Raw genomic sequence first — 26,921 nt, forward strand, 5'->3', positions numbered from 1 at the left:
CAAGGCGGGTGCAAAAGTACAACCTCTTTTTAAATCTCACAAGGCTTTTTGAAAAGTTTTTAGAAAATAAATTTTCTCCGCTTTTCAAGTGATAATTCGATCTCTCAACTTACCTACCTGCTCAATCTGTCTAAGAACTTGCTCCCGCCGTGGCGGGCTGCAAATGTAATTACTTCTTTTATTTCTGCCAAATCTTTTTTCTAAAACTTTCGCCCTAGTTTTGATTCGATTTCCATTAAATAAATAAGAACGTCTGCGCTGTTGCGGGTGCAAAACTACAACGTTTATACCGTTATACAAGCTTTTTTGCGAACTTTTATTTAACAATTTAATACCGTTCTATTTAAATAGCTTAAAACGTGAAACTTGAATGGTGAAATATTTTTCTTCAACTGAGCTGCGATTGCAAAATCAAAAGGAAATTGACGGTTTGCGCTATATTACTTTGTATCATGACCGCATTTTCAGTTCCTAAATAGTAGCAACTACCAAAGTCAACCATAAAATAACCTTTGTTGTAAAAGCTGTGAATTATATAAGAGACGTTCTAACTACTATATATAAGGAAGATTTTCAGTAATAATCTGACGAAACTAATGTAAAGGTTCAAAAGCGGAGTCTATCATATATATATATACTCTAAAAGTAAATTAAACACCCTTTGTATATAGGAGTGTTTAAAAGTCGCCATTCTAAATCTAGTCTGCGTTAGGGATAGTAGCGCATAGCCCACAGCAAAGTGAAGTGAAACGCAACTTTGCGAGGACTTGAAGCGAATAGCCCGACCGTTTATAAAAAAAGAGCCTGTTCACAAAAGGTAACAGGCTCTTTTTTTATAAACGGTAACGCCCAAAAGAAATTTATTTTGCTTTTTGCGCTTTTGAATACCAGGCGTCATTAAGATTATCATAATCTATGGGAACGGCAGTCTTTTGGTTTAATAGTCTTCCAGATTCAAATCCTCGCATCAGTATGGTCTCAATTAAATAATCCTCATTTACTTCGTAGGGAGCATACTTAGTTTTTAAATTAATATCAAATACACTTGCTGCAGTATTTGACCAAAATGCTTTCCATCCACTTTTCAGTGTTTTTACTAATTCAAAAGTTGTTTGGCCGGTTTGCCTATGGATTAATTTGACTAGTATTCGTCCTTGGCTACGAGACAGTTTTTTTAGTTTAGCTTCGAACTCATTATTCAAATATCCTTCGACAATATTAAAATATCTTTTTTTCTCTCTATTACTTTTTAGATTCATCATTCCTTTATTGAGATTGACTAATCTTTCCGAAGCTAATCTCGCATAGGGATAAGTAACGTAAACACGGTTTTGAAGAATTAGGAATTGCTTTCTCGCTTCGGGATCCATTTTTTCTTTATGAATCAGAATCTCGGGCAATTGAATTGTATCATTTAATATAAGGTCATCATCTTGTAATTCATAACCCATTTTTGTAGTGTCTTGAGGAATAACTTGTGCATTCATAGCGCTAAAGCCCAAAACAAAAAAGAACAAGAATTTAAATAGGTTCATATATGAAATTTTAATTGCCAAAATTATAAATTATATATGCAACTGTAATGCCAAAGTTATAAATTAGCAAAAAAATATTTTATGAGCACAAAATCAATACTAAAAGAATCCTCTATCACATTTTTAGAGCAATATTTAAACAATGCATCTCCAACAGGATTTGAGGCTGAAGGCCAGAAATTATGGATGGAATATTTAAAACCATACGTAGATACTTTTATTACTGATACCTACGGAACGGCTGTAGGAGTTATAAATCCTGACGCCCCTTACAAGGTAGTTATTGAAGGTCATGCAGATGAAATTTCTTGGTATGTTAATTATATTACTGATGATGGACTAATTTATGTGATTCGTAATGGTGGTTCAGATCACCAAATTGCACCATCAAAGAGAGTAAACATTCATACCAAAAACGGAATTGTGAAAGGTGTTTTTGGTTGGCCAGCTATTCACACACGTAACCGAGGAAAAGAAGAAATCGTTAAAATAGATAATTTGTTCATTGATATAGGTTGTGAAACTAAAGAACAAGTTGACAAAATGGGTGTGCATGTTGGATGTGTAATCACCTACCCTGACGAGTTTATGATTTTAAACGAAAATAAATTTGTTTGTCGTGCTATAGACAATCGTATGGGTGGATTTATGATTGCCGAAGTCGCGAGATTATTACATGAGAATAAAATCAAGCTCCCTTTTGGTTTATATATCACTAATTCTGTTCAGGAAGAAGTTGGATTAAGAGGTGCTGAGATGATTACAAAAACAATCAGACCCAATGTAGCTATTGTTACTGATGTTTGTCATGATTCGACTACTCCAATGATCGATAAGAAAATTGAAGGAGAAACTAAAATAGGGAAAGGTCCAGTTATTACTTATGCTCCCGCAGTTCAAAATAATTTGAGAGAATTAATACTAGAAACGGCAATGGTTAATGAAATTCCTTTTCAGCGTTTAGCTTCCTCTCGCGTGACTGGAACTGACACTGACGCATTTGCTTATAGTAACGGCGGAGTTGCATCAGCATTAATCTCTTTGCCATTACGTTATATGCATACCACAGTTGAAATGGTTCACCGCGATGACGTAGAAAATGTAATTAAACTTATTTATGAAACTTTATTAAAATTAGAGAATGAGGATACTTTTTCTTATTTCAAGTAATTTTAGGAGCTAATCCCGCTATTCGTTGCAATCTTTATGTCCTGAAAAAACTCAGGAAATAAAGGATTTCCACTGCTATCGGGGCTAAAAAAAAACCGCAATTCATAAGTTGAATTGCGGTTCTTCTAGTTTTTAAAGTGCGGGTTGCAAATTATCTATTTGCCAAATACGCTACAACGTTCTTTTCTATTCTCTCATTAATATTTGAAATATCCGCTTTTACGAACTTCTCTCCAAGGATATTCTCGTATAATTCAATATACCTCTCCGAAACTGTCTCAATGTATTCATCAGTCATATTAGGAATTTGTTGTCCTTCTAAACCTTGAAAGCCGTTTTCTATTAACCATCGACGTACAAACTCTTTAGATAATTGTTTTTGTTCTTCACCCCTATCTTGTCTTTGTTGATATCCTTCTGCATAGAAATAACGCGAAGAATCTGGTGTATGAATTTCGTCAATCAAAACAATAACTCCTTCTTTAGTTTTTCCAAATTCATATTTGGTATCAACTAAAATTAAACCGCGACTTGCAGCAATTTCAGTTCCTCTTTGAAACAAATCTCTAGTGTATTTTTCTAAAACCAGATAGTCTTCCTCAGCTACAATACCTTGTGATAATATAGCTTCCCTAGAAATATCAGCATCATGTTCGCCATTATCTGCTTTTGTTGTCGGCGTGATAATAGGCTCTGGAAATTTATCGTTTTCTTTCAAGCCTTCTGGCATTGTCACTCCGCATATTTCTCTTTTACCAAGAGCGTATTCGCGGGAAGCGTGTCCTGATAAATAACCACGAATTACCATTTCTACTTTAAAGGGAGTACATAAGTGACCAACAGCAACACTAGGATCTGGAGTTGCAATCAACCAGTTTGGAACTATATCCTGAGTAAGCTCCATGAACTTTGTAGCAATCTGGTTTAAGATTTGCCCTTTATATGGAATTCCTTTTGGTAAAACAACATCAAAAGCCGAAAGCCTATCTGTAGCTACCATTACTAAAAGATCATCATTTATATTGTAAACTTCTCTCACTTTTCCCCTGTAAACTGATTTTTGATTAGGAAAGTTAAAGTCGGTTGTTGTTATTGTATTACTCATTACGGTTTTAGTTGTTGTGTTGTTGTTTTTGCAAAAATAGGTTCTTTCAAAGAGATACACAAAATTGTTGAAACATTATTCAGGCCAAACGTAGTGGTTTTATTAAAATAGAATTCAGCTACGGCTTAAACGAAAATCACAAATTTTGTGTATTTATTATTACAAGAATTTTTTTCCAATTAAAATTAGAATAATTGATTTTTTATAATCATTGCCATTTGTGCCAATTCGTGTAATTCGTGTCAAAAAACAGCTAAACTTTTAATCAAACATTACTTCTACTAAATGATCTATTTTTTAAGCAACGTATTATTAAACAAATCTAATATACGGCTGTACTCATCAACCCAAGAATAGGTTTCTTTAAAACCATGTGCTTCGACAGGAAAGGATGAGAGACTCCAATTTTTCTTTCCTAATTCAATGAATCGCTGCGACATTCGAACAATATCTTTGTACTCGACATTATCATCGACCATTCCGTGAAGCATCAATAAATTTCCTTGCAGATTATCGGCAAAATAAATTGGTGAACTTTTCTTGTAAGCATCTGGATCAGTTTCAGGAAAATTCAAAATATTTCCGGTGTATCCATGATTATAATGAGCCCAATCAGTTACGGATCGTAACGCTGCGCCAGAAGCGAATTCTTTTGGAGTAGTCAACATTCCCATAAGCGTAATAAAACCGCCGTATGACCCACCGTAAATACCTACTCTATCGTTATCGATACCTAAATTTTTAACGAGATAATTTTTACCGTCGATTTGATCTGTTAAATCTTTTCCACCCATAAAACGGTAAATACCTGTTCTAAAATCACGTCCATAACCATCACTCGCTCTGTAATCGATATCAAGAACCGTGTATCCTAAATCAGTTAGTAAATTATGAAACATGTATTCTCTATGATAACTACTCCAGTAATTATGGGCGTTTTGTAAATAACCAGCACCGTGTACAAAAATTATTGCTGCTTTATTAGCGATCTTAGTTTCAGGTTTATAAATGCGAGCATGAACATCAGCTCCATCTTGCGCTTTAAAGGTGATTACTTCTGGCTCACGCCATGCATAAGCATTAAAATCCTGAGATGTGGAATTTGTTATCTGTTTAAGTGAAGTATTTACTTTATTTGTAGCAACGTACATTTCCCAAGGTTTGTTTTTATAGGAATATCTAACTGCTAAACTTTTTTCATCCGGAGATAGACTCACCTCATTTGCACCATCCTTTGTTAAAATAGGTTGCATTAAAGCATTGGAAACATCTATTTTGTAAAAATTCCTGTTTCCTGGATGCGTTGTATTAGTGGTTAAATAAAACGACTTTTTATCTTTTGCTAAAGTGACATTTCGAACTTCCCAATTCCCTTTCGTCAATTGAATTTTTGTTTTAGACCTTAAATTGTATGAATACAAATGTGAATATCCTGTTGCTTCTGATTGAAAATAAATGGTTTCATTATCACCAAGAAAACCAAGTGTTCCTCGTCCGTAAGAGTTTGACGGGATTCCAGGACCTCCTATCCAAGCTTCATCATGTTGATGCTCAATTTCTTGGAATGTACCATTTTCTAAATTCAAACTTACAATCCATCGATCTTTATTGTCTTGACTTCTGATTTCAGCGGCAGCTAATGAACCGCTTTCATTATACACAGGTTCTTGAACAACAATCAATTTATCTTTTTTCTCTATATTTTTAGATTTTTCATAGCTCTCAAGATATTTGGGAACATCTTGGATATGACTTAGTGTTGAAAAATTAACAAAGTAAACAGAATCTTTTGCAACGTTATAAATACCAAATTTAGTAGTTAGTAAATTAGCCGTCGAAACTTTTTCTTTAGTATCTTCAATCTCGTTGTAACCATCCGCTGTGATAAAAAGTTCCATCTTTTCATTTTTACGTTCCACATCTTGAATCAATCTAAAAGTGGCAAAACTTCCTTTTGGATTTACTTTCAAACTGCCAAAATTATATTTTCCGTAGTAGAAAGGCTTTGGAAAATCAGATTTTGTAGCTTTTGAATTAGCTAGATTCCACTTTTTTAAAGCATCTTGGTCTCTCACAAATTGAAATAATTCTTTCTGCTGTGTTTTCAAGAATGATTCTTGCTCCTTTGACGTATCCTCTCCTTTTCCTTTTCTAAAATTTGTTAATTGAATTACAGACCCTTCATTCGAATTGAATTGAAATAGATTTTCACTTTGTCTGAAGTATAATACACCAGCTTCTGCACCTATTTGTAAACCAGAAATCGGGCTACTTTGCTGATATAACTTTTTAGATTTTTTCGTTTTTAACGAATACGAAAATAATCTTCCTTTATCAACGTAATAATATAAATCTGGATTTGAGGATTTTTTAAAATCTAATTTGGAAAAAGCTGCTTCATTTTGATCTGCTAATTCAGGTTTAGAAGGTCCGTTTTTCCAGTAATAGGTTCTGTTTCCCAATTCATTATTTGGATTCCAATCAAAATATATTTTTTGTCCGTCCAGAGACCATCTTTGATTTTCCGGTTGCTCACCTATAAAGGCGTTTCCTTTCATTATTTCTTCCAGTTTGAGTGCTTGACTTTGAACTGCGATTGAAAACAAAACGCAAAAGGATAGGATTATTTTTCTTGTCATATTGTAAGAGGATTAAGAGATGTTGGTTTTTTATTATTAATTGGTAAGTAGTTGTTGCGATAGATACGTTGCAACTCCATCATTATCGTTTGATAAAATTTGTTCTAAATGTGGAAGTGTATCAATTAAACTTTGAGGTGCATTTCCCATCAACAGTCCTTTGCCTGCAGATTTAAGCATTTCTTCATCATTAAAACCGTCTCCAAAGGAAATTGATTCATCAAAAGCATAGTTTTCTAATTGTAAAATTTTTTCAATAGCTACACTTTTGTTAACTGACTTATCCATAAATTCCAAACAAAACGGGAGGCTAAATGCATGACAGAAAAGATCAGAATAGGTGTGTAAAATTTTGTCTTTCAATTCAACTAATTTTTGATGATCGTCATGAGTGAAGAAAATTTTAATTGCGCTAAAATCTTCTAAAGATTCAAAATTTACAATTTCAGGCAAGTATTTCGACTCTTTTGAAAAACTATTCAACGCATCATTATTATGATTGGTTTGCCACTTATCTTCTTTAAATAAAACGGATGTAATTTCAGCGTCAATTTCTAAATCAAAAATTGCTTTGACCAACTCACTTTTCATATCCACAGAAAAAAGAAGTTCATTATCTGGAGAGTGAATTCTTGCACCGTTTGAAGTTACTAAATAAACTGGGCAGTCCAATGTTGCAACAATTGCTTGCGCATCCAAGTGATGACGTCCTGTTGCGACGATTAGCAGATAATTCTTTTTATGTAATTCTTTAAATATAGTTTTAGTATAGTCTGAAATTTTGTGGTCTGAGTTGAGTAAAGTTCCATCTAAATCAGTAATGACAACTTTAATTTTTTCTTTTAAAATCATTTTATGGGTAACTCTGTTTTATATTAATTCCAAATTTATTCAATTTATTAGAGAATAACAACGATTGCTTTTTAGTTTGTAAGGCGGGAATCTAATTTAACTTTTAAAAACAAGATTTGGGAAATTAAAATAGAATATACAGCATATTTACCTTTAAATTTCACAAATTAGTATCAGCATAATAAAAGCGTTTATATTGTTGTATTTAATATACAACAATTATCTATTGTGGCTTATATTTGTATTAAATCAATAATAATTAATCACATGAATTCAATTCAAAAAGAATTAGTAAAAAGTACAGTTCCAATATTAAAAACAAATGGAAATGCTTTAATCTCTTACTTCTACCAGAGAATGCTGACCAATAGTCCTGAATTAAAAAATATTTTTAACATGGCTAACCAAGCTAGTGGTAAACAACAGAATGCTTTAACAGGTGCTGTACTCGCCTACGCTGAAAATATCGATGATCCTTCAGTCTTAATAAATACCTTAAAATCAATTGGTAATAAACATGTGAGCTTGAATATTGCTCCAGAACAGTACGATATTGTAGGAACTCACCTTATCAATTCTATTATTGAAGTTCTAGGTGCCGATGCAAATTCAGATTTGATCGAAGCTTGGACTTGTGCCTACAATGAATTAGCAAGCATAATGATCGGTATTGAAGCTGCTATGTATGAAAAAAATATTCAAAAAAAAGGAGGTTGGAAAGGATGGAGATCTTTTAAAATTGCTAAAATTGTATCAGAAAGTGCGGAGATCAATTCTTTCTATCTAAAACCAACGGACGAAAAAGAAATAGCCGATTTTTTTCCTGGGCAGTATATTTCAGTAAGCACTTACATTCCGGAACTCGGGCATAAACAACCTAGACAATACAGTTTATCTTCAAATTCTAATAATGAGTTTTATAGAATTTCAGTTAAAAAAGAAACTGGGCAAGCAAACCCAGATGGAATTGTTTCTAATGCTTTGCATAATAAAAAAGTAGGTGATGAATTAGAAGTAAGTGCTCCTGCTGGATTATTTTACGCAGATCCAGAATCCAAAAATCCTTTAGTTTTGTTAAGTGGTGGTGTTGGGCTTACGCCAATGATGAGTATGGTGGAAACTAACAAAAATGCGCTTCAGCAGAATCCAACGGTATGGATTCATAGTTGTCGTAACGAAAATGTCCACGCTTTTAAAGATACCATTGAAGAATTAAACAATGAAAAAACGTGGTTGAAATCGTACGTGTTTTATGAAACTTTACCCGACACTGAAACGAATGCTTTTGAAGGTAGAATAGACTTACAACAAATAAAGGAAGACATTTTAATTAAGGATGCAAAATATTACATTTGCGGACCTGCAGTATTCATAAAAGTACAGTATCAGTCTTTAGTTGGACTTGGTGTTGATAGAGAAAATATACTTTATGAAGAGTTTGGCCCTCAATTATTAAGTCTTAATTAATACTGTTATATGAAATTGAACCACTTTACTGATTTTAGCATGCGCGTTTTGATGTATTTAAATCAAAAAGAAGACGATCAGCGAAGTTCATTAGATGAGCTTACAGCTACATTTAAAATCTCACGCAATCATCTAATTAAAGTGGTTCAATTTTTAGCTAAAAACGAATTAGTTGAAACTAAAAGAGGTAAAAACGGTGGAATAGTGATAGCTATGAAAGCACAAGTTATTCTCATAGGCAATTTAATTCATCTTTTAGAACAAGATGAAACGCCTGTAGTTAATTGTGACGCTAAACCATGTATATTTAAATCCCACAATTGTAAATTAAAATCGGTTTTTACGGATGCCTACTCTGCTTTTATTAGCAGCTTAAATCAGTACAAATTATCTGATTTAGAATTTACTAATTGGAGTTCGATTTTCTAATTAAAAACTATTTAGGTTATAAAAACAAAAAAGGCTTTTTTCAAAGCCTTTTTTTCTATTCATTATTTTCTATTTGTTTGTAAGCATCAATCACTTTTTTGACTAATCTGTGACGAACAATATCCTTATCATCTAAGTAAATTATTCCTATTCCTTCAACATCTTTTAGTATTAATAATGCTTCTCTAAGGCCAGAGATAGTTCGTCTAGGCAAATCTACCTGACCTGGATCACCAGTAATCATAAATTTAGCACTTTTACCCATTCGAGTTAAAAACATTTTCATCTGAGAATGCGTAGTGTTTTGTGCTTCATCTAAAATCACGAAAGCATTGTCCAATGTTCGACCACGCATGAATGCTAAAGGCGCTATTTGGATGACTCCTTTAAGAATGTAATCCTCTAATTTTTCATTTGGTAACATATCTCGCAAGGCATCATACAATGGCTGCATATACGGATCTAATTTTTCTTTCATGTCTCCCGGTAGGAAACCTAGATTTTCTCCTGCTTCAACCGCAGGTCGAGTTAATATAATTCGTTTTACCTGTTTTTCTTTTAAAGCTTTAACAGCCATAGCAACTCCGGTGTACGTTTTACCAGTTCCCGCTGGACCTACGGCAAAAACCATGTCGTTCTTTTCCATAGTATCCACGAGTAGTTGCTGATTGGGAGTCATTGCTTTTATAATCTTTCCTCCTACTCCGTGCACTAAAATTTTATCGTGTCCTTGAAATTTCCTGTCTTCCTGAACGTCACCTAAAATAACACGTTCTATTACATTGTTGTCAATATTATTATAACGTGTGAAATGAAGCATCAAGCGTTGGAACCTATTTTCAAATTCGTCAAGAACTTCCTTTTCGCCAAAAGCTTTTAAAGTTGTTCCCCGAGCGACAATTTTTAGTTTAGGATAATATTTTTTTATCGTTTCAAGATGAGTGTCTTGAGCACCCCAAAATTCTTTTGGAGCGATGTCTATGAGCTCAATTATCCTTTCGTTCAAATGAAGATGTTTTAAATTAAATTGAATTTAGTACTTATGATATTAATTTGAATTAGTGTTTTGTTTTTTGCTTTTTTGAATTTACTATTATTAGCTTTGCACATCTCAAATTTAATAAAATTTAGGATTAAAAAAAACTAATAGTTATAAACAAATTTATGTCAATAATTACTCTAACTACGGATTACGGCTTGAAGGATCACTTTGTGGGTGCGCTGAAAGGTAAAATTTTATCCGAGTACTCTGAGGCTAAAATTATTGATATTTCACATGAGATAGATCCATTTAATACAGTAGAAGCGAGTTACATTATAAGCGCTTCGTATTTAAGTTTTCCAAAAGGTACAGTTCACTTGATTGGAGTCGATATGGAACATAATAAAGAAAACAAGCATATCGTGATGCAATGGAACGATCATTATTTCATAGCTGCTGATAATGGTATTTTAAGCATGCTTTCGCAAAAAATTGTGCCCCAAAAGATTGTAGCGATAAACATACATGACCGACTGCCAAGTGGCTCAGCTGACTTAGATGTTTTTGTAAAAGTTGCCTGTCATTTATCTAAAGGTGGATTAATGAATATCATTGGTAAAGAAATTAATTCGATAAAAGAAGTTACCACACTAAATGCTGTTGCAGCTGCCGATGGAAATTCGTTAAAAGGAAATGTAATTTATATTGATCATTTTGGGAATGTTATAACTAATATTTCTAAAAAACATTTTATCGAAATCGCAAAAGGAAGACCTTACGAAATTGAATTAAAAACAAAGAATATAAAAACTATTTTGCCTAGTTATTCCGCAATTGCAACTTCTGAAATTTATCCCATAAAGTCGTATGAAGGAGAAAAATTAGCTATTTTTAATGAAGCAGGTTTTCTCGAAATTGCCATATTTCGAAGCAATCCTGCCACAACAGGTTGCGCTGCAAGTTTACTTGGACTAAATCACAGATCAATAATTAATATCGTTTTTAGCTAATTGTTTTCTTTATTAGTTTAAATCACTAATAGCAAAGTATCACTTTACGAATTAAAAAAAAAGCAATCAAATGTTTGTACGAATTGTAAAATTGAGTTTCCACGAAGAAAATATCCCTGCCTTTTTAGAAAATTTTGAGTTGAACAAGCAAAAAATACGAAATGCGTCAGGAAATCGTTTCTTAGAGTTATATCAAGACAAGAATAATAAATGTATTTTTTTTACCTACAGCTATTGGGAAACTGAAGCAGACCTAGAAAATTACAGAAATTCGGAACTTTTTAAAGAAGTTTGGTCATTCACTAAAAAGTTGTTCAATGATAAACCAGAAGCTTGGAGTGTCGATAAACTGGCTTCTTTAGAATAAGACAACAAAGTTTAATTCAAAATCTAAAGATTTAGAAGTAGAAAGTAAAATTTAAAAGAATCAATTTATAAAGAGGATTTTAGTACGTTATACCTCGCACTGACAATATGAAATCAATAGTCTTAAGAGAGATTAAGTCGTTTTTTGGTTCGCCAATTGGATATTTAGTAATCGCCATTTTTCTAATTATTAATGGCCTATTCCTATGGGTTTTTGAAGGGGAATATAATATTTTGAAAACTGGTTTCGCTGACATGACTCCGTTTTTTACGCTTGCTCCATGGATATTACTATTTTTAATTCCTGCTGTAACCATGCGCAGTTTTTCGGATGAAAAAAAACAAGGAACTTTAGAATTATTATTAACTAAGCCCTTAAGCATCTGGCAAATAGTAAATGGCAAATTTATTGGCGCTCTATTGCTTATCTTAATGGCAATCATTCCAACATTCATATATGTTTGGGTGATTTCGAGCTTAGGAATGCCAGAAGGCAATATTGATATGGGTAGCACAATAGGTTCTTATTTTGGATTACTATTTCTTATTTCAAGTTATTCAGCAATTGGAATATTTACTTCTACTCTTTCTGAAAACCAAATAGTTGCATTCATCATTGCTGTTTTTTTATGCTTTTTTCTTTATTTTGGATTCGAAGGTTCAGCGACAGTTTTTCCAACGATTTCAAATTTTATAGCTTCATTAGGAATGCAAGATCATTATAAAAGCATGAGTCGAGGCGTCCTAGATACAAGAGATATTATTTATTTTTCAAGTGTAAGTGTAGCATTTCTTTCTTTTACGGTTTTTAATCTTAAATCATTTAAATCGTAATGAAAACAGCTAAAAAGAATAACCTGAAATCAGTTGCGATTATTATCGTTGCTTTGTTGCTTATCAATGCAGTGGGAAGTTCGTTCTTCCATCGTTTTGACTTAACAAACGATAAGCGATACACACTTTCCACAACATCTTTAAATATTATCGAACAAGTAGAAAATCCTTTGTTTATCAAAGTATATATGCAAGGAAATTTACCTGCTGAGTTTAAGCGCTTACAGCAAGAAACGAAGCAATTATTAGAGGAATTTCAAGCGTACAATAAAAATATAATTTTCGAATTTGTAGATCCATTGGAAAACAAAGACGAAAGCATGGACCAAATTAAAGAGTTATATCGCAAAGGCCTTACTCCTATTAATATTACAGTTGATGACAAAGGAAAACAGTCTCAAGAGATGGTTTTTCCTTGGGCAATTGCCATTTATAACAATAAAGAGGTAAATATTCCATTGCTTAAAAACATTATGGGCGCTTCCACTACTCAAAAAGTAATTGGTTCTGTGCAGCATCTGGAATACTCTATTGCAGATGGTTTAAATAAAATTACTAAAGCAAAACAAAAAAAGATAGCAGTTTTAAAGGGAAATGGAGTGTTGCAGGATATTTTGATGGCTAAATTTCTTTTGCAAGTTCGCGAGAGTTATCACATTGGACCTTTTACTTTAGATTCAGTTGCTAAAAACCCTATTGGAAGTTTAGAAGCATTACAGAAGTATGACCTTGCTGTAATTGCTAAACCAACGGAACCTTTTTCGGATGAAGAAAAGCAAGTGCTCGATCAATATATTATCAATGGAGGCAAAACCTTGTGGTTAGTTGACCAAGTTTCTGCAGAGATGGATAGTTTATACAATCCTTCTGGAAGTACTTTAGCATATCCTCGTGATTTGAATTTAAATGATATGTTTTTTAAGTATGGTATTAGAATTAATCCTGACATTATCAAAGATGAGCAAGGAAGCCCTATAAAATTAGCGACTGGAGAGCAAGGTAGTGCGACTCAATATCAACAATTTAATTGGAAATTTGCGCCGCAAGTATATCCAAATAGTAGCCATCCAATTGTGAAAAGTTTAGGTGGAATTAAATTTGATTTTGCTAATGCTATTGACACTTTGAAAAATGGTATTAGAAAGACTATTTTATTACAATCTTCACCTTATTCGAAAAGAATAGGAACGCCTACAGAAATTAATTTAAGTAGTGTAACAGAAGAAACTACACCTGAAGATTATTTAAATAAAGGTAATATTCCACTTTCTGTTTTATTGGAAGGAAAATTCCATTCGATGTATGAAAATAGAGTTTTACCATTCGAACAAAAAACTTTTAAACCAGAAGGAATAACTAACAAAATGATTGTCATTGCAGATGGTGATTTGATAAAAAACCAGTTAGATAAGAACTTTCAACCTGTGGAATTAGGATACGATCAAAGATCTGGGAATTTATATGATAATAAAGATTTTCTAATTAATTGCGTCAATTATTTACTAGATGATAGCGGACTTATTAACATTCGAAGCAAGGATTTAGACTTGGCTTTGCTTGATAAAGAAAAGGTTTACCAAAATTATACTAGAACACAATTCATAACTATCGGACTACCAATAGTCATTTTAGCACTTTTTGGAGTTGTTTTTACTTTTCTTCGTAAGAGAAAATATAGTAAATAGATGTTAATAAAAAAGTTTCCAAACTAGGATAGTTTACGATATATTTGTAAAATGTATCGTACTTAGGATTTAAATAAATACGTTAAAAAATAAAACAAAACAGATGAAATTTATAATATCAAGTTCGTACTTATTAAAGCAATTGCAAGTATTAGGTAACGTTATCAACAGCAGTAATACTTTACCTATTCTAGATAACTTTTTATTTGAATTAGACCATAGTGTGTTAACAGTTTCAGCTTCTGACTTGGAGACAACAATGTCTGCAACTTTAAGTATTGATTCTGAAAGCAAAGGAAGTGTTGCTGTACCTGCAAAATTACTTTTGGAAATCCTTAAAACTTTTCCGGAGCAACCATTAACATTCACTGTTGAAGAAAATAGTACAATTGAAATTAGTTCTAATTCTGGTAAATATGCTTTAGCATACGCTCCTGGAGATGAATTTCCAAAGTCGGTTAATCTAGACGATCCATCTGTAACACTTGTTCCTGCTGAAGTGTTAGCAACAGCAATAAGCAAAACTATTTTTGCCGCTGGAAATGATGATTTACGTCCAGTTATGTCTGGAGTTTTCTTCCAGTTTTCACCACAAGGATTAATTTTTGTAGCAACTGATGCTCATAAATTAGTAAAATATGCTAGAACTGATGTTACTGCATCTCAAGTGGCTGATTTTATTATGCCAAAAAAACCATTAAATATTTTAAAGAATATTCTTGGAACTTCTGATGCGGAAGTAAAAATCGAATATAACGATTCGAATGCTACTTTTTCTTTTGACAATTACATTTTAATGTGTCGTTTAATTGACGGTAAATATCCAAATTACGAAGCAGTTATTCCAAAGGAAAATCCGAATAAATTAATGATTGACCGTTCTCAATTTTTGAGTTCAGTACGACGTGTAGCTATCTTTTCGAACAAGACAACACACCAAATTCGATTAAAAATTGCTGGTGCTGAATTGAATGTTTCTGCTGAAGATATTGATTATTCAAATAAAGCTGAAGAAAGATTGACTTGTGATTATCAAGGTGATGATATGCAAATAGGTTATAATTCTCGTTTTCTTACGGAAATGTTGACTAACTTGCAGTCTGATATGATCATGCTAGAAATGTCTTTACCAAATAGAGCTGGAATTCTAACTCCTGTTGATGGTTTAGAAGAAGGTGAAACAGTTACAATGCTTGTAATGCCAGTAATGTTAAATAGTTAATATATTATTAAGCTACCAAAATACGCTATTAACCAAACCATTTTTATATTTAAAAAATCCGTTTCGAGAAATCGAAACGGATTTTTGCTTTTGATTACTTTTAAGTTTAAAGGTATTTTGTTAGTATAAGGAAAATTTGTTTTTTACTTGTATTTGTCACTTTGGAACCATCTAAATTAAGTTGTTCAAAATTGTAGGGACGCTTCCAGCGTGACAAGTGTATTAAATAAAGTTGTGATAATTATTATTGTCGAATAATAGTCTTCCAGATTAATTTACTCATTATTACTGACACTCTTCCAGCCTAACAAAATGAGCGCGCTGTTAAGATAAAACGTACTGAAAATTGGAGATTATCCACTATTATAGTGATAAATAAGAAATACAATTTTTACTACTACTTGTCACGCTGGAAGCGTCTCAATTAAGTTGCTCAAGTATTGTAGGAATGCACCCAGCTTGAAAAAAAGGAATAAATAAAATTATGATGAGTACTATTATTAATCAATATTCTTCTTTATTAAGTTGGTCAATTATGGTCAGACGCTTCAATTATGACAAAATGAGCAGGTTGTTAAGTAAAACGTTCTTAAAAATGGAGGTTAGTAATTAACGTCCTAAGGAATAACAAATACTTTTTTCACCTTATAGTTGTCACGCTGGAAGCGTCTCAATTAAGTTGCTCAAGTATTGTAGGGATACTTCCAGCGTGACAAATGGAATAATTAAAATTGTGATTTTTATAATAAGTAATCAGCAGTAATCTCCATTAATTTTCGCATTATTATTGAGAAGCTTCCAGCGTAACAAAAGGAATAAATACAGTTCTATAGTAAATTTGTTACTTGTCAATCTTCGGGATGATGTTATTCAATATTTTCGAAAAAGTTATAACAAGTTAAAATATGTGCATTGTAGTTTAAAAAAAAAATCTAAATCACTCCCATTTTTTTCATTAGAAATGAAGCACTTCTATTTTTGCAAATTCCGTTGCGTAATCTATAGTCGAAGTGTAAATCATTATCAATAATTTCGACTTCAAAACACTTGTTAGTTAATGTATTTGGGTAATCATTAGTTGTTAGACAAACTTCGATATCGTGAGTTGCAATTGCTCCTATTGCTTTTTTAGCGATTATTTTTTTCACTACTTCAATAGTTCCATTTCGTTTATCATCTGAGTTTGTTCCTCTTAAGATTTCGTCCAATAGAACAAATGCAGGTTGGTGTTCCAACTCGTCCATAATTTGCTTTAAGCGTTTAATTTCAGCGAAGAAGTAAGATTCGCTATCAGACAACGAGTCAGATAAACGCATTGAAACCAATACAGGTAGTGGATGAACATTTGCACGACTAGCACATACTGGAGCGCCCATTCCTGTTAAAACCATATTGATTCCTAAGCTTCTCAAAAAAGTACTTTTTCCAGACATATTAGAACCAGTTAAAATCATAAAAGATTCTGGGTGAAACGTAACGCCATTTCCTACTCTACTATTCTCATTCAATAAAGGATGACTTAAATTATCAAAATCTATTTCGAAATTGCTATTCAATGTTGGATAAACAAAACTTGGGTTATTATAAGCTAGATTCGCAATGCTATTCATCATTTCAAATTCTCCAATAACTTCCATCCATTCACTTAATGCTTCGGCGTGATCTGTCTTCCATTTTACCAAAGACTTAAAAACATGTAAATTAAATAGAAAGGTTCCATTAAAAAGTACCGCTGTAATTAAGTTGCCAATAGTGTCCATATTTGAAAACAAACCCGACAGTTGCTTGAAATGAACACTTGCGTTTTCTTTCTTAAAAGTTAATTTTTGCTGCAAACTAATTAGCTTCTCTGAAACGAAATTTTCTTCCTCAATCTTTCTAAGCAACATACTATACTGATGAATCGTTTTATCAATATTAGAAGAATTAGCAATTTCAGCTTGAATTCTTTTCATAAACATACCCAAAACAATTAAGTTTAAAACAAATAAGTAAGAAAGTACAGAGGCAAAGATTGTATTAGAAGTAACTAAATATGCAATTAAAGTAAGTAAAAAAAGAATTGGTGAAAAGTAGGATATAAAAACTATAAACTTAGACAAAGGCTTACTATTAAAAACACTCCATTTCAGTAGCGTTTCGTAATTAGATTTACTATCATCGCTTACTTTGGCGAAAGCTAAAAATTCCTGACGCCAATCTAATTTCTCAGTAAGTTCTTTAACTGCATTATGATTTTTTATAATATCTTCGTGTGACGACGCTATTAACAGCTGTTCTGCCAGAGTTCTTTTACCAATAAAAGTAGCGGTACGATTCATATTTTGGAATAATGAATGTTCACCGAAGATATCTAGATCATAAGCATACGGATGCTGAAAATCGTTGAACTCAATTCCGTTTTCAAAAGGGATTTTCTTTTTTTCAAGATAGATAAGCTCGTCCTCATTAATTTTTAGCAAGGCCTGCGTAATTTGCCTTTTTACAAGTAATTTGGAATGCACTCTCATTAGAACAATAAATACTGCGAAAAGCAAAATAGAAGCAATTACATACAAGGTTTCATTAGTTTTAAGAAAATAATATATTGAAACTAAAAAAAGTACAATAGAAATAAGCCTTAAAAAACTTATACTATTGTACTTTTTATTAATTGAACTCAATTGAACTAAATAATCTTCTTTTTTTGTTTTGTAAATTTCCATTGCTATTGTTAATGACTTACAAATATAATCAAATTCAAAAGTCAATGGCATCGGAAAATTTCAATTTTAATACTTAATAAAGATTTCGATTGTAATAATTCTAAAACTAATTAGGAGGAATAGGTATAGTACTAAACATCCTCTAAATCAACGTAATTTTAAAAATTGCAACCACTATTATTTCGAAAACGTTGATAGAAAATTAGAGTAGAATAAGTACTATTCGATAGGAATCGCAAGAATAGGAATCTCATTATTTATAGCTATTTTTTTAGTTAAACTAGGATTAAATATTCTTTCAAAAAATCCTCTTTTATAAGTAAGCATCGCTAACATATCAACCTCTTTATACATAACAAAATCAACAATAACTTCTTGAACATCATCATTTTCAACTACATAAAAATCGATTGGATCTTCAGCAAATTCTTTTTCCCATCTATCTATAGTTTCTTTTGTTACATCAGAATCACTTGTTCTTACATATAAACATTTCACTTTTGCTTTAGTTTTTTTAGCAATTTTCAAGACCATTTTCAATGCCTTTTTATCTTTGCGTCTAAATCGCGTGGTAAACCCAATAATATCTATTTTCTTAAATTCTGCTTTAACGGGAACACACAGCATTGGGATATCAATTCCGGTAATAACAGAGCCCGTATTCGTTCCTACAAAGAAAGCTTCCCAACCTGTAACTCCTGCAGTACCCATTATCACAAAGTCAATGTCATCTTCTTTAATTGTATCTTTTATATTAGGCAATAAATCACCAACCATTAATCGGTGAGACATTTTTATTTTGTCCAAATTACGTTCTTCAGCTATAGCTCTTAATTTTGGAATTTCTCTTTTAAACATTTCAAATTGAGAAAGTTCTATTGATTCGTAAATCTGACCATAATTTTGAGGAAAATATTGGTCATTCACAGGCGGAAGATCAAATGTATGTAGTAAAATAATTTCAGCGTTAACTTTCTTTGCAAACTCTAAAGCGTGCACAAAAGCATTAGTTGCGGTATCAGAAAAATCAGTGGGGAATAATATTTTTTTCATTTTAATTTCAATTTTAGAATTTAATCAAATAGGACTTATAATATTTTTTTACTTCTTACTAAGAAAACTTTTTTATTTATGAATAGCCAAAATAGGAATATTAATATGAAAAGCTAACTTTTTAGAAAGACTTATTTCAAATAGTTTTTCGAAGAAATTTCGATGATAAACATGCATTCCAACCATACTTACTTGATTTGATTCGATGTAATCAATGGCAATTCCTTCCTTATCATCTCCTGTAATCGAATTAAAATTTACTTCTTTATCCTCGACTAATGCTTTCCATTGTTCTTTGCTATTCTCTACGTTCTTCTTGTCAGGATTAACGATGTGTAAGCAATCGATGCTCGCCCCAAAAGTATGAGCAAGAGACAATACTGTTTTAAAAGGTTCGGTATCCTCCTCCTTATATTGCGTAAGAAAAAGTATTTTTTTAACAGGCTGATAAACACAGTTTTCAGGAACAACAATAACTACAGTTTTAATTTCATTCATTACTTGCGTAGCATTGGTACCAAAGAAAGTTTCTTTTAAACTAGTCACTCCTTTTGTTCCCATGATTACAAAATCATAATCTCCGAGATCAGTCATTTTTTTCACTTCCTGAACTAAATTACCAGATATTAAAACATGGTTAATTTTAATATGATTTAAATTATTTTCGTCGGCAATCTTTCGCAACGCTGGAACTTCATCTTTATAATTTTCAAAATTACTCAACTCCGTCACATCGTACATTTCATGCAAATACTCAGCAGCATTTACAAAATTAGCTTGCGGAACTTGATAAACGTGCATGGTAACCACTTCTGCTTGAATAGCGTCCGCTAGTTTTAATGCATAAGTAAATGCGTTCTTAGAAGCAGCTGAAAAGTCTGTAGGAAATAGAATTTTTTTTGACATATCTTTAATTTATTGTAAATCAATTATTTATTTAAAAATACGAAACATAAATCAAAATAGAATGATAATTATCAGTTTAGTCTTAATTTAACAAATAAATATTGTTGGAGGAGTCTCACGCAAGTCTTGTTGTGACACCAAATTTCCTTACTTTTGTGTAAAATTTAAATTATTTATGATACCTAATGACTCCATAGTAGCGCTTGCAACACCTTCAGGTGCGGGAGCAATCGCCGTTATTCGGATTTCCGGCAAAGATGCTATAACAATAGGAAATTCTGTTTTTAAATCGGTAAAAAATAAAGAGTTACTTACTCAAAAAACACACACGTTGCATTTAGGCCATATTATGGATGGTTCCAAAACTTTAGACGAGGTTTTGGTCTCACTCTTTAAAGGCCCTAACTCCTATACAGGAGAAAATACAATTGAAATTTCTTGTCATGGCTCTACCTATATTCAGCAGCAAATCATTCAATTATTGCTACGAAAAGGCTGTCGCATGGCAGATCCAGGTGAATTTACATTGAGAGCTTTTCTTAATGGAAAATTAGATTTATCACAAGCGGAAGCTGTAGCAGATTTAATTTCATCCGATAATGAAGCGTCGCATCAAATCGCGATGCAGCAAATGCGTGGCGGTTTCTCTAACGAAATAGCCAAATTAAGAGAAGAGCTATTGAATTTTGCTTCGTTGATAGAACTCGAATTAGACTTTGCCGAGGAAGATGTAGAGTTTGCCGATAGAGCACAATTTCATGAATTATTAAATCGAATAGAATTTGTTCTAAAAAGACTGATTGATTCCTTCGCCGTAGGAAACGTAATCAAGAACGGAATTCCGGTTGCGATTGTTGGCGAACCAAACGTAGGGAAATCAACACTTTTGAATGCTTTATTAAACGAAGAGCGCGCAATCGTTTCAGAAATTGCTGGAACTACCCGTGACACGATTGAAGATGAATTAGTAATTGGTGGAATCGGATTTAGATTTATAGATACGGCAGGAATTCGCGAAACGCAGGATATTGTGGAAAGCATTGGAATACGTAAAACTTTTGAGAAAATCGAACAAGCTCAAGTTGTTCTATATCTCTTTGAAAGTTTAAAATTCAAAGTTCAAAGCTCTGAATACATAGTTGAAATTGAAAAAATAAAAAATCAATTTCCTCTAAAACCATTAGTTGTTGTCATCAATAAAATTGAGTTATTATCAGACATAGAAGTCGCTGAAATTAAAAATAAGCTCCAACCTTTGAATGTAATTGTTGAAATGATTTCCGCAAAACAAAATGTAGGCGTTGAGGAATTAAAAACTCAATTATTATCTTTTGTCAACACTGGTGCTCTACGGAATAATGAGACAATTGTAACTAATACAAGACATTATGACTCCTTACTAAAAGCATTAGACGAAATACAGAAAGTCAAATATGGTCTGGAAGTAAATCTCTCTAGCGACTTAATGGCGCTTGATATAAAGGAAGCTTTGTATCAATTTGGCACCATTACCGGGCAAGTGAGCAATGATGAATTATTAGGGAATATATTTGCTAATTTTTGTATTGGCAAATAAGTTCCACAAAACATCACAAAATAAAACAAAGAATCCCAGTTAAAATGTTATAAAATAGCATTTTAACTGGGATTCTTCTTTTTGTTTATATAGTTTTATTTACAGATAGTTTGTCCTTTTTTGTACCATAATTGTACCACGAAAGTAAAAATTCATTTCTCAATTTATATTGGCGAAATTATGACACAGTGAGACACACATAGACACAATGGGATACAAAATTAGTCACATTATGAGTTCTAACATTGAAGTTATCAGAATTTGTGAGCACTGCAAAAAACAGTTCACAGCCAGAACAACACGTACACGATATTGTTCACACATTTGCAACAGCAGAGGTTATAAATCTCTGGTTCGCAAAGGAAAAGTAGAAAAAAGCAATGAGGAAACCGTAAAGCTTTTAAATACAAATTTGGAAAAAATAAAACCGCTTGAGTTTCTGAAAATTACTCAGGCAAGCGTTCTTTTCGGAATTAGCAGGAGTACTATTTACAGGTTAGTTAACAATGGACACTTAGACATTGGAAAGTTTGGTAAACGAACGGTTATCCGAAGATGTGACTTAGAATCATTTTTTGCAATTCCAATACAGGATGTAACCTTAAAGACCGGTCAGCAATTTCCTGGATTTGACAATTGCTATACGATAACGCAAATTCAACAGAAGTATAATATTTCTTCAGGAGCGCTCTATCTATTGATTCAACGGCAGGGTTTAGTGAAATATTCTGTTGGAAAATTCACCTGTGTTGCCAAACAGGATATTGATATAATTTTTAATACTGTGGGAAGATGAAAAATATAAATGTTACGCTAAGAAAGAGGATATTGCCAAGTGGTAAGATTACACTATATCTTGATTTTTTCCCTCCGGTATACAATCCTAAGACTCACAAACTTTACCGTAGGGAGTATTTAAGCTTATTTTTGGTTCCAAAAGCCAAAAGTTCTATTGAAAAAGCTTTGAATTCCGAGAACTTATACAAGGCCGAGATCATTCGTGGCAACAGGTTTAATGAAGTAAATAAGGAACAGATTTATACTCCATTTGAGCTCGAGCGCATTCATATCAAGGAAGTTGGTGAAAAATCATTTATACATTATCTAAAGCATACGGCAGAAAGCCGGACTGGCAATAATGCGGATATTTGGAAGTACGCAATTATTCACTTTGAAATGTTTTTAAAAAATGAGGACATATTAATGCAGGACATTGACGTGACAATTATTGAGGACTTTAGAGAGTACCTCTTGAAGGCAAAATGCCTCAGAAAAAAAAACCAGTTTTTGGCTCAAAACACAGCCCTATCTTATTTTAACAAGATCAAGGCCACCCTACGAAAAGCTTACAAAAAAGGATTACTGCAAACTGATGTTAATGCTTCAGTTGAAGGTATAAAGGAACAAGAGTCTCAAAGGAACTTTCTAACTATGGAAGAAGCTGTGAGGTTATTTAATACCCCTTGTAAAAAAGAAATTGTCAAACGTGTCAGTCTTTTTTCTCTGCTTACAGGTATCCGTTATTCCGATATATCAAAACTGACGTGGGAAGAAGTACAACACAGTGAACAAGAAGGTTATTATATAAGATTTAAGCAGCAGAAAACTGATAGGCCAGTTACACTACCTATTTCTGAGGAAGCGCTTGAATTCTTAGGTGAACGAAGAATGGAGCATGGAAAAATCTTTTTAAATTTAAAAAAATGGGATTTTGACCGTTTGATACCCATTTGGATTAAAGATGCAGCAGTTGAGAAACATATTACTTTTCACTGCTTTCGCCATACCTATGCTACATTACAGATGGCAGCAGGAACCGACATTTTTACTGTTTCTAAAATGCTGGGACACAAAAATATAAAGACCACACAGATTTATACGAAAATCATTGACGAGAAAAAAAGGGAAACAACTAATAAAATTTCATTTAAATAAAGTCAAGTTTATAAATATAGAAAGGAAATGATTTCCAGTTTTTTAAATGAATCACAATTTTTATCACCATCGATTATCAATTATTTTAATCTAAAGTATAGAGATAAGTAATTCTACTTATTTAACTGATAATTAATGGAATGATTTATCATTTATTGGTAATTTTAATACAATTCTACTTTTCATTTTATACCTTCCATCTGTTTGAACAATGCTATTTGTAGCTTAATTATTTTGTAATCAATTCAGATCCTCAAAGCACATTTATAATTCCGCTCCACTCCATTAAAAAAGAGCTTAGTCGGATATCTGATAAAATAATCTTAAAAAATACTACTCATTATTTTTTAAGATCCTTTTACGTGGCTTTCGAAGCCAGATTTTATAATAAAATATTATCGAATTTAACTTTTAAAGTTGATCCTCAAAGCACATTTATAACTCCGCTAAGCTCCATGATAAAAGAGCTTTGTCGGATATCTGATTCCATACTATCTAAAACATCATGTTTAAAATCCTATTCTTTTTTTTAATAACAACACTTTCTTATTCTCAAACCCGCATAATAACTGATGTGGTTTCGGACGATCTAAATAAACCATTAGAATCTGCTAATGTTATTGTAAAACCATTGCAAGAAAAAGACAATCTGAAATTTGCTGTTGCGGATAACAAAGGGCGTTACGGTCTGATATTCTAGTAAGGAGTAAAGCATTGTTTTTATTTATTGCTAAATTTTAACATACTGTGAAGTAAAAATGCCTATTTTGTTAAAGTTACTAGTTAATTTCTATTCCTATTAACTTTCTCTATTACATTTATAATGGTTAACCAAAAAACTATTTATAAATTTAAACCAATTTAATTATGAAAAAATTAGTATTTACCGCTTTTGCAGTGGTAGCATTTAGTGGAGTTGCAATGGCAGAAACAAGTGTGCAGAAACAAGTATTTAAAGACAGTTGCGCTGATATAGCCGCAAATACTGTTAATGTAGCTGAAGAAGAATATCATAATGAGACAGGACAATGTTTTGATTCTTGGGTCTATAATTATATATACAATAATGCATTAGAAAACTGTCTAAATTAAATAAATAAAACGCTCATTTATGAGCGTTTTAAAAAATAAATTATAATGAAAAAAAATATTATAATATTATTGCTTTTTTCCTCTTTATCATTGAGCAGCCAGAATAATCAGCAAGATTTGACATATGTGATTTATAAATTTAAGAATGTAATGGTAGATTCAACAAAGTTTGCACGTTTTAATCCTAATTTGTTAGAATTCGAGTTTATTTATGAAAATAAAAGAAGCTTGTTCAAAATCATTGATAAAATGGAGTCACATTCCAAACAAGATTACAAAATTACTTCGATTATTTATGGGGGTAATTTAATTCATTTCAGAGATAATTCAATCCCTGAAAAGCTATTTAATGTAAATTATAAAGGACAATCTTTAAATGTCATAATGGATTTGAAGGATTATGAATGGCAAATCTCAAATGAAAGTAAGTATATTGGTAAGTTTAAGTGCTATAAAGCAACTACGGTAATAAAAAAAGAAGATAAAGGAAGAAACACTGTAAAAATACTTAATCCAATAGTTTGGTTTACACCTGACTTGCCAACATCATTTGGTCCATTTGGGTTAGATGGTTTACCAGGTCTTATTATAGAGGGTACTATTGATGGGAAGGCTTATTTTTATGCTGATAAGGTAACTTTAAAGGATGAAAAAAAAATTCAAATTATAAAACCTAACAAAGCAATTAATATTGCCGAAATTGATTTTGACGGCATGATCGCAACTGATTTCATCAATTCTAGAGACAAATAATTTATTTTGACAACCTTTTTAACGGGTTTATTTTTTGCTTATCAGGTACTTATATATTTTTCTGTTTTTAAATTGTATCTCAATTTTTTCGCAAAATAGAGCTAGAATAAAGTATTCGATAGTTCCTACGGGAGGTTCTTTAGAAAAAAATCAGGAAGTGATAAACAGTAAAGTTGTTAGTTCTTTTATGGGAGTAGACGAAGCATTATCTAAGTTGAATTATGAGTTGATTATCAATGAAGAAAAATCTAATTTTTATTTGATTTCGATAATGGATTTTAATGAAAAAGCAGCAAGGATAGCAAGAGCTTTTGCGGGGAATAATGAGTATTTTAAAGATCAACAGAAACGTATAGTAATTAAAAAAAATAATTTTTCAAATGAAATATTTCATGTCCTTTTGGAAGCAAAATCAAATTGGAATTTAATAAATGAACATAAAATCATTAACGGCTACGTATGTTATAAAGCTACACAAGTAAAAAAATTAAGATTGAAGAAAACAGATCAAACTTATAATGTAGATGCGTGGTATTGTCCAGCAATAAATATTAATAATGGGCCAAAAGAATTTGGAGGTTTGCCTGGATTGATATTAGAATTGCAAGACGGAAAAATTACCTTTTTAGCTTCAAAAATAGAGTTAGATTCTATTTTGAAACTAACAATAAAAGAGGTAAGTGAAAAGTTAATTCTTGAAGATGAGTTTTATAAAATTGTTGAAAAAACCGTTGAGAGTACTTCGGGTTTATAAAATGACCGAAATTTAAAAAACTGGTATTGAATACATATTTACAAAAGAAAAGAAAATTAGTTCGCTAATTCTAAAAATAAAACTATGCGTTTTTTCTTAAAGATATTATTTTGTTTAATTGGAATTTCATTTACGAATTGTCTCGGTCAATCGATTTATGGAAGGATAGAATACAGAATTCAGCCAATTGATCTTAGTTCAAAATCTGACGACAATAGGATTAAAAATATAATAAATGACCTGTTGAAAGAGGCAAATAAACAAATTTTCGTTCTCGACTTTACTAATAATGACTCTAAGTTTTCTATGGTTAATTCTTTAACTATGTCAAGTAATAATTTGCCTTTTGAAAAGCAAAAAATAAAATTAGCCTCCACCAGATTTACTTCTGATTTTAATTACTATCTCAACAAGAATGAAAATTTTGTTATTTTAGAAAAGCTCGATGGTGCTTTAATAAAAATGGAATATGTAAAAAAAAAATGGAATATTACTTCAGAAAGTAAAATGATTGATAAATATTTGTGTTATAAAGCAAATTATATTAATAGCTATATTGGTAGAGATGGTAAAGAAAAAAATATAGAAATTTCAGCCTGGTTTGCTCCTAGTTTACCATACTCATATGGCCCAAAAGATTATAACGGTTTGCCAGGTTTAATATTGGAATTAAGGGAAAAAGAAACCACCTATTATGCTGCTTCGATTAATTTTTCAAATATTAAAGAATTCAAAATAGATTTTCCAAAAGGGAAAACAATTAGCGCAGAGGATTATGAAAAAGGACTAAAAACACAAGTGGGGATGTAATTTATAAGTTCATTTTTATAGATTTTTTAGTTACAATGTAT

The 26,921-nt window shown here is 31.8% G+C and carries 24 protein-coding genes; 16 read left to right on the forward strand and 8 right to left on the reverse strand.

The genetic code is table 11. The features are described 5' to 3' along the window. Window positions 1–860: 860 nt before the first annotated feature. A complete protein-coding gene (locus RCH19_RS13080) occupies window positions 861–1,535 on the reverse strand; it encodes a DUF4294 domain-containing protein (protein WP_245980946.1) in 675 nt (224 codons plus the stop codon). 81 nt (window positions 1,536–1,616) lie between these two features. Between RCH19_RS13080 and RCH19_RS13085 the strand changes: the two genes are divergently transcribed. Next, window positions 1,617–2,705, forward strand: a complete 1,089-nt coding sequence (locus RCH19_RS13085) for a M42 family metallopeptidase (protein ID WP_121926342.1) — start codon at window positions 1,617–1,619, stop codon at window positions 2,703–2,705. A 151-nt stretch (window positions 2,706–2,856) separates the two neighbouring features. Here the strand turns inward: RCH19_RS13085 and RCH19_RS13090 are convergent, their stop codons facing one another. The 3 genes from RCH19_RS13090 to RCH19_RS13100 form a co-directional block, all read right to left on the reverse strand. Then, window positions 2,857–3,810 (reverse strand): phosphoribosylaminoimidazolesuccinocarboxamide synthase, encoded by a 954-nt coding sequence (locus tag RCH19_RS13090; protein ID WP_343023594.1) that lies wholly within the window; start codon window positions 3,808–3,810, stop codon window positions 2,857–2,859. 290 nt (window positions 3,811–4,100) lie between these two features. Further along, entirely contained in the window at window positions 4,101–6,449 is a 2,349-nt protein-coding gene (locus RCH19_RS13095; RefSeq protein WP_343023595.1) for a prolyl oligopeptidase family serine peptidase, read from the reverse strand. Between the two features lie 36 nt (window positions 6,450–6,485). Continuing rightward, window positions 6,486–7,301 (reverse strand): Cof-type HAD-IIB family hydrolase, encoded by an 816-nt coding sequence (locus RCH19_RS13100; RefSeq protein ID WP_343023596.1) that lies wholly within the window; start codon window positions 7,299–7,301, stop codon window positions 6,486–6,488. Between the two features lie 267 nt (window positions 7,302–7,568). Between RCH19_RS13100 and hmpA the strand changes: the two genes are divergently transcribed. Together hmpA and RCH19_RS13110 are read left to right on the forward strand one after the other, a co-directional pair. Then, entirely contained in the window at window positions 7,569–8,768 is a 1,200-nt protein-coding gene (hmpA, locus tag RCH19_RS13105) for an NO-inducible flavohemoprotein (RefSeq protein ID WP_343023597.1), read from the forward strand. A gap of 9 nt (window positions 8,769–8,777) precedes the next feature. After that, window positions 8,778–9,197, forward strand: coding sequence for an Rrf2 family transcriptional regulator (locus RCH19_RS13110; protein ID WP_343023598.1), 420 nt, complete (start codon window positions 8,778–8,780; stop codon window positions 9,195–9,197). Window positions 9,198–9,252: 55 nt separating this feature from the next. Here RCH19_RS13110 and RCH19_RS13115 read toward each other — a convergent pair whose 3' ends face one another. Then, window positions 9,253–10,203, reverse strand: a complete 951-nt coding sequence (locus tag RCH19_RS13115; protein ID WP_343023599.1) for a PhoH family protein — start codon at window positions 10,201–10,203, stop codon at window positions 9,253–9,255. A gap of 158 nt (window positions 10,204–10,361) precedes the next feature. Here RCH19_RS13115 and RCH19_RS13120 point away from each other — a divergent pair, with 158 nt between their 5' ends. The 5 genes from RCH19_RS13120 to dnaN all read left to right on the forward strand — a co-directional run bounded on the left by RCH19_RS13120 (window position 10,362) and on the right by dnaN (window position 15,296). Further along, window positions 10,362–11,189 (forward strand): SAM-dependent chlorinase/fluorinase, encoded by an 828-nt coding sequence (locus RCH19_RS13120; protein ID WP_343023600.1) that lies wholly within the window; start codon window positions 10,362–10,364, stop codon window positions 11,187–11,189. 70 nt (window positions 11,190–11,259) lie between these two features. Next, window positions 11,260–11,556 (forward strand): antibiotic biosynthesis monooxygenase family protein, encoded by a 297-nt coding sequence (locus RCH19_RS13125; protein WP_343023601.1) that lies wholly within the window; start codon window positions 11,260–11,262, stop codon window positions 11,554–11,556. Window positions 11,557–11,663: 107 nt separating this feature from the next. Continuing rightward, a complete protein-coding gene (gldF, locus tag RCH19_RS13130; protein WP_343023602.1) occupies window positions 11,664–12,389 on the forward strand; it encodes a gliding motility-associated ABC transporter permease subunit GldF in 726 nt (241 codons plus the stop codon). After that, the gene (gene gldG, locus RCH19_RS13135) at window positions 12,389–14,074 is read left to right on the forward strand and encodes a gliding motility-associated ABC transporter substrate-binding protein GldG (protein ID WP_343023603.1); all 1,686 of its coding nucleotides are present in this window, start codon (window positions 12,389–12,391) and stop codon (window positions 14,072–14,074) included. Before gldF ends, gldG begins: the two co-directional genes overlap by 1 nt. Before the next feature lie 103 nt (window positions 14,075–14,177). Continuing rightward, entirely contained in the window at window positions 14,178–15,296 is a 1,119-nt protein-coding gene (gene dnaN, locus RCH19_RS13140; RefSeq protein ID WP_121926353.1) for a DNA polymerase III subunit beta, read from the forward strand. A gap of 932 nt (window positions 15,297–16,228) precedes the next feature. Here dnaN and RCH19_RS13145 read toward each other — a convergent pair. From RCH19_RS13145 to RCH19_RS13155, 3 genes are all read right to left on the reverse strand, one after another. Continuing rightward, window positions 16,229–17,758, reverse strand: a complete 1,530-nt coding sequence (locus RCH19_RS13145) for a DNA mismatch repair protein (RefSeq protein ID WP_343023604.1) — start codon at window positions 17,756–17,758, stop codon at window positions 16,229–16,231. Window positions 17,759–18,220: 462 nt separating this feature from the next. Beyond that, window positions 18,221–19,054, reverse strand: coding sequence for a universal stress protein (locus tag RCH19_RS13150; protein ID WP_343023605.1), 834 nt, complete (start codon window positions 19,052–19,054; stop codon window positions 18,221–18,223). Between the two features lie 72 nt (window positions 19,055–19,126). Next, window positions 19,127–19,960 carry a universal stress protein gene (locus RCH19_RS13155; protein ID WP_343023606.1) on the reverse strand — a complete coding sequence of 278 codons (834 nt, stop codon included), beginning with the start codon at window positions 19,958–19,960 and terminating at the stop codon, window positions 19,127–19,129. A gap of 175 nt (window positions 19,961–20,135) precedes the next feature. Between RCH19_RS13155 and mnmE the strand changes: the two genes are divergently transcribed. From mnmE to RCH19_RS13195, 8 genes are all read left to right on the forward strand, one after another. Then, entirely contained in the window at window positions 20,136–21,536 is a 1,401-nt protein-coding gene (gene mnmE / locus RCH19_RS13160) for a tRNA uridine-5-carboxymethylaminomethyl(34) synthesis GTPase MnmE (RefSeq protein WP_343023607.1), read from the forward strand. A 232-nt stretch (window positions 21,537–21,768) separates the two neighbouring features. After that, the gene (locus tag RCH19_RS13165; RefSeq protein ID WP_343023608.1) at window positions 21,769–22,332 is read left to right on the forward strand and encodes a helix-turn-helix domain-containing protein; all 564 of its coding nucleotides are present in this window, start codon (window positions 21,769–21,771) and stop codon (window positions 22,330–22,332) included. Further along, window positions 22,329–23,471, forward strand: coding sequence for a site-specific integrase (locus RCH19_RS13170; protein WP_343023609.1), 1,143 nt, complete (start codon window positions 22,329–22,331; stop codon window positions 23,469–23,471). The genes RCH19_RS13165 and RCH19_RS13170 overlap by 4 nt, the downstream gene beginning before the upstream one ends. A gap of 505 nt (window positions 23,472–23,976) precedes the next feature. After that, entirely contained in the window at window positions 23,977–24,171 is a 195-nt protein-coding gene (locus RCH19_RS13175; protein ID WP_343023610.1) for a hypothetical protein, read from the forward strand. A 167-nt stretch (window positions 24,172–24,338) separates the two neighbouring features. Beyond that, window positions 24,339–24,563: a hypothetical protein gene (locus RCH19_RS13180; RefSeq protein WP_343023611.1), complete on the forward strand. Its 225-nt coding sequence runs from the start codon at window positions 24,339–24,341 to the stop codon at window positions 24,561–24,563. 45 nt (window positions 24,564–24,608) lie between these two features. Beyond that, window positions 24,609–25,316: a GLPGLI family protein gene (locus tag RCH19_RS13185; protein ID WP_343023612.1), complete on the forward strand. Its 708-nt coding sequence runs from the start codon at window positions 24,609–24,611 to the stop codon at window positions 25,314–25,316. Window positions 25,317–25,350: 34 nt separating this feature from the next. Next, window positions 25,351–26,070 (forward strand): GLPGLI family protein, encoded by a 720-nt coding sequence (locus RCH19_RS13190; RefSeq protein WP_343023613.1) that lies wholly within the window; start codon window positions 25,351–25,353, stop codon window positions 26,068–26,070. Window positions 26,071–26,154: 84 nt separating this feature from the next. Continuing rightward, a complete protein-coding gene (locus RCH19_RS13195) occupies window positions 26,155–26,880 on the forward strand; it encodes a GLPGLI family protein (RefSeq protein WP_343023614.1) in 726 nt (241 codons plus the stop codon). The last annotated feature ends 41 nt before the right edge of the window (window positions 26,881–26,921 follow it).

Origin of the sequence: Flavobacterium sp. PL12 (assembly GCF_039123485.1) — a bacterium.
GTDB lineage: Bacteria > Bacteroidota > Bacteroidia > Flavobacteriales > Flavobacteriaceae > Flavobacterium > Flavobacterium weaverense.

Coding starts and splice junctions, on each gene's coding strand:
- RCH19_RS13080 (WP_245980946.1), bottom strand. CDS start 1,535: ATGAACCTATTTAAATTCTTGTTCTTTTTTGTTTTGGGCTTTAGCGCT.
- RCH19_RS13085 (WP_121926342.1), top strand. CDS start 1,617: ATGAGCACAAAATCAATACTAAAAGAATCCTCTATCACATTTTTAGAG.
- RCH19_RS13090 (WP_343023594.1), bottom strand. CDS start 3,810: ATGAGTAATACAATAACAACAACCGACTTTAACTTTCCTAATCAAAAA.
- RCH19_RS13095 (WP_343023595.1), bottom strand. CDS start 6,449: ATGACAAGAAAAATAATCCTATCCTTTTGCGTTTTGTTTTCAATCGCA.
- RCH19_RS13100 (WP_343023596.1), bottom strand. CDS start 7,301: ATGATTTTAAAAGAAAAAATTAAAGTTGTCATTACTGATTTAGATGGA.
- hmpA (WP_343023597.1), top strand. CDS start 7,569: ATGAATTCAATTCAAAAAGAATTAGTAAAAAGTACAGTTCCAATATTA.
- RCH19_RS13110 (WP_343023598.1), top strand. CDS start 8,778: ATGAAATTGAACCACTTTACTGATTTTAGCATGCGCGTTTTGATGTAT.
- RCH19_RS13120 (WP_343023600.1), top strand. CDS start 10,362: ATGTCAATAATTACTCTAACTACGGATTACGGCTTGAAGGATCACTTT.
- RCH19_RS13125 (WP_343023601.1), top strand. CDS start 11,260: ATGTTTGTACGAATTGTAAAATTGAGTTTCCACGAAGAAAATATCCCT.
- gldF (WP_343023602.1), top strand. CDS start 11,664: ATGAAATCAATAGTCTTAAGAGAGATTAAGTCGTTTTTTGGTTCGCCA.
- gldG (WP_343023603.1), top strand. CDS start 12,389: ATGAAAACAGCTAAAAAGAATAACCTGAAATCAGTTGCGATTATTATC.
- dnaN (WP_121926353.1), top strand. CDS start 14,178: ATGAAATTTATAATATCAAGTTCGTACTTATTAAAGCAATTGCAAGTA.
- RCH19_RS13150 (WP_343023605.1), bottom strand. CDS start 19,054: ATGAAAAAAATATTATTCCCCACTGATTTTTCTGATACCGCAACTAAT.
- RCH19_RS13155 (WP_343023606.1), bottom strand. CDS start 19,960: ATGTCAAAAAAAATTCTATTTCCTACAGACTTTTCAGCTGCTTCTAAG.
- mnmE (WP_343023607.1), top strand. CDS start 20,136: ATGATACCTAATGACTCCATAGTAGCGCTTGCAACACCTTCAGGTGCG.
- RCH19_RS13165 (WP_343023608.1), top strand. CDS start 21,769: ATGAGTTCTAACATTGAAGTTATCAGAATTTGTGAGCACTGCAAAAAA.
- RCH19_RS13170 (WP_343023609.1), top strand. CDS start 22,329: ATGAAAAATATAAATGTTACGCTAAGAAAGAGGATATTGCCAAGTGGT.
- RCH19_RS13175 (WP_343023610.1), top strand. CDS start 23,977: ATGTTTAAAATCCTATTCTTTTTTTTAATAACAACACTTTCTTATTCT.
- RCH19_RS13180 (WP_343023611.1), top strand. CDS start 24,339: ATGAAAAAATTAGTATTTACCGCTTTTGCAGTGGTAGCATTTAGTGGA.
- RCH19_RS13185 (WP_343023612.1), top strand. CDS start 24,609: ATGAAAAAAAATATTATAATATTATTGCTTTTTTCCTCTTTATCATTG.
- RCH19_RS13195 (WP_343023614.1), top strand. CDS start 26,155: ATGCGTTTTTTCTTAAAGATATTATTTTGTTTAATTGGAATTTCATTT.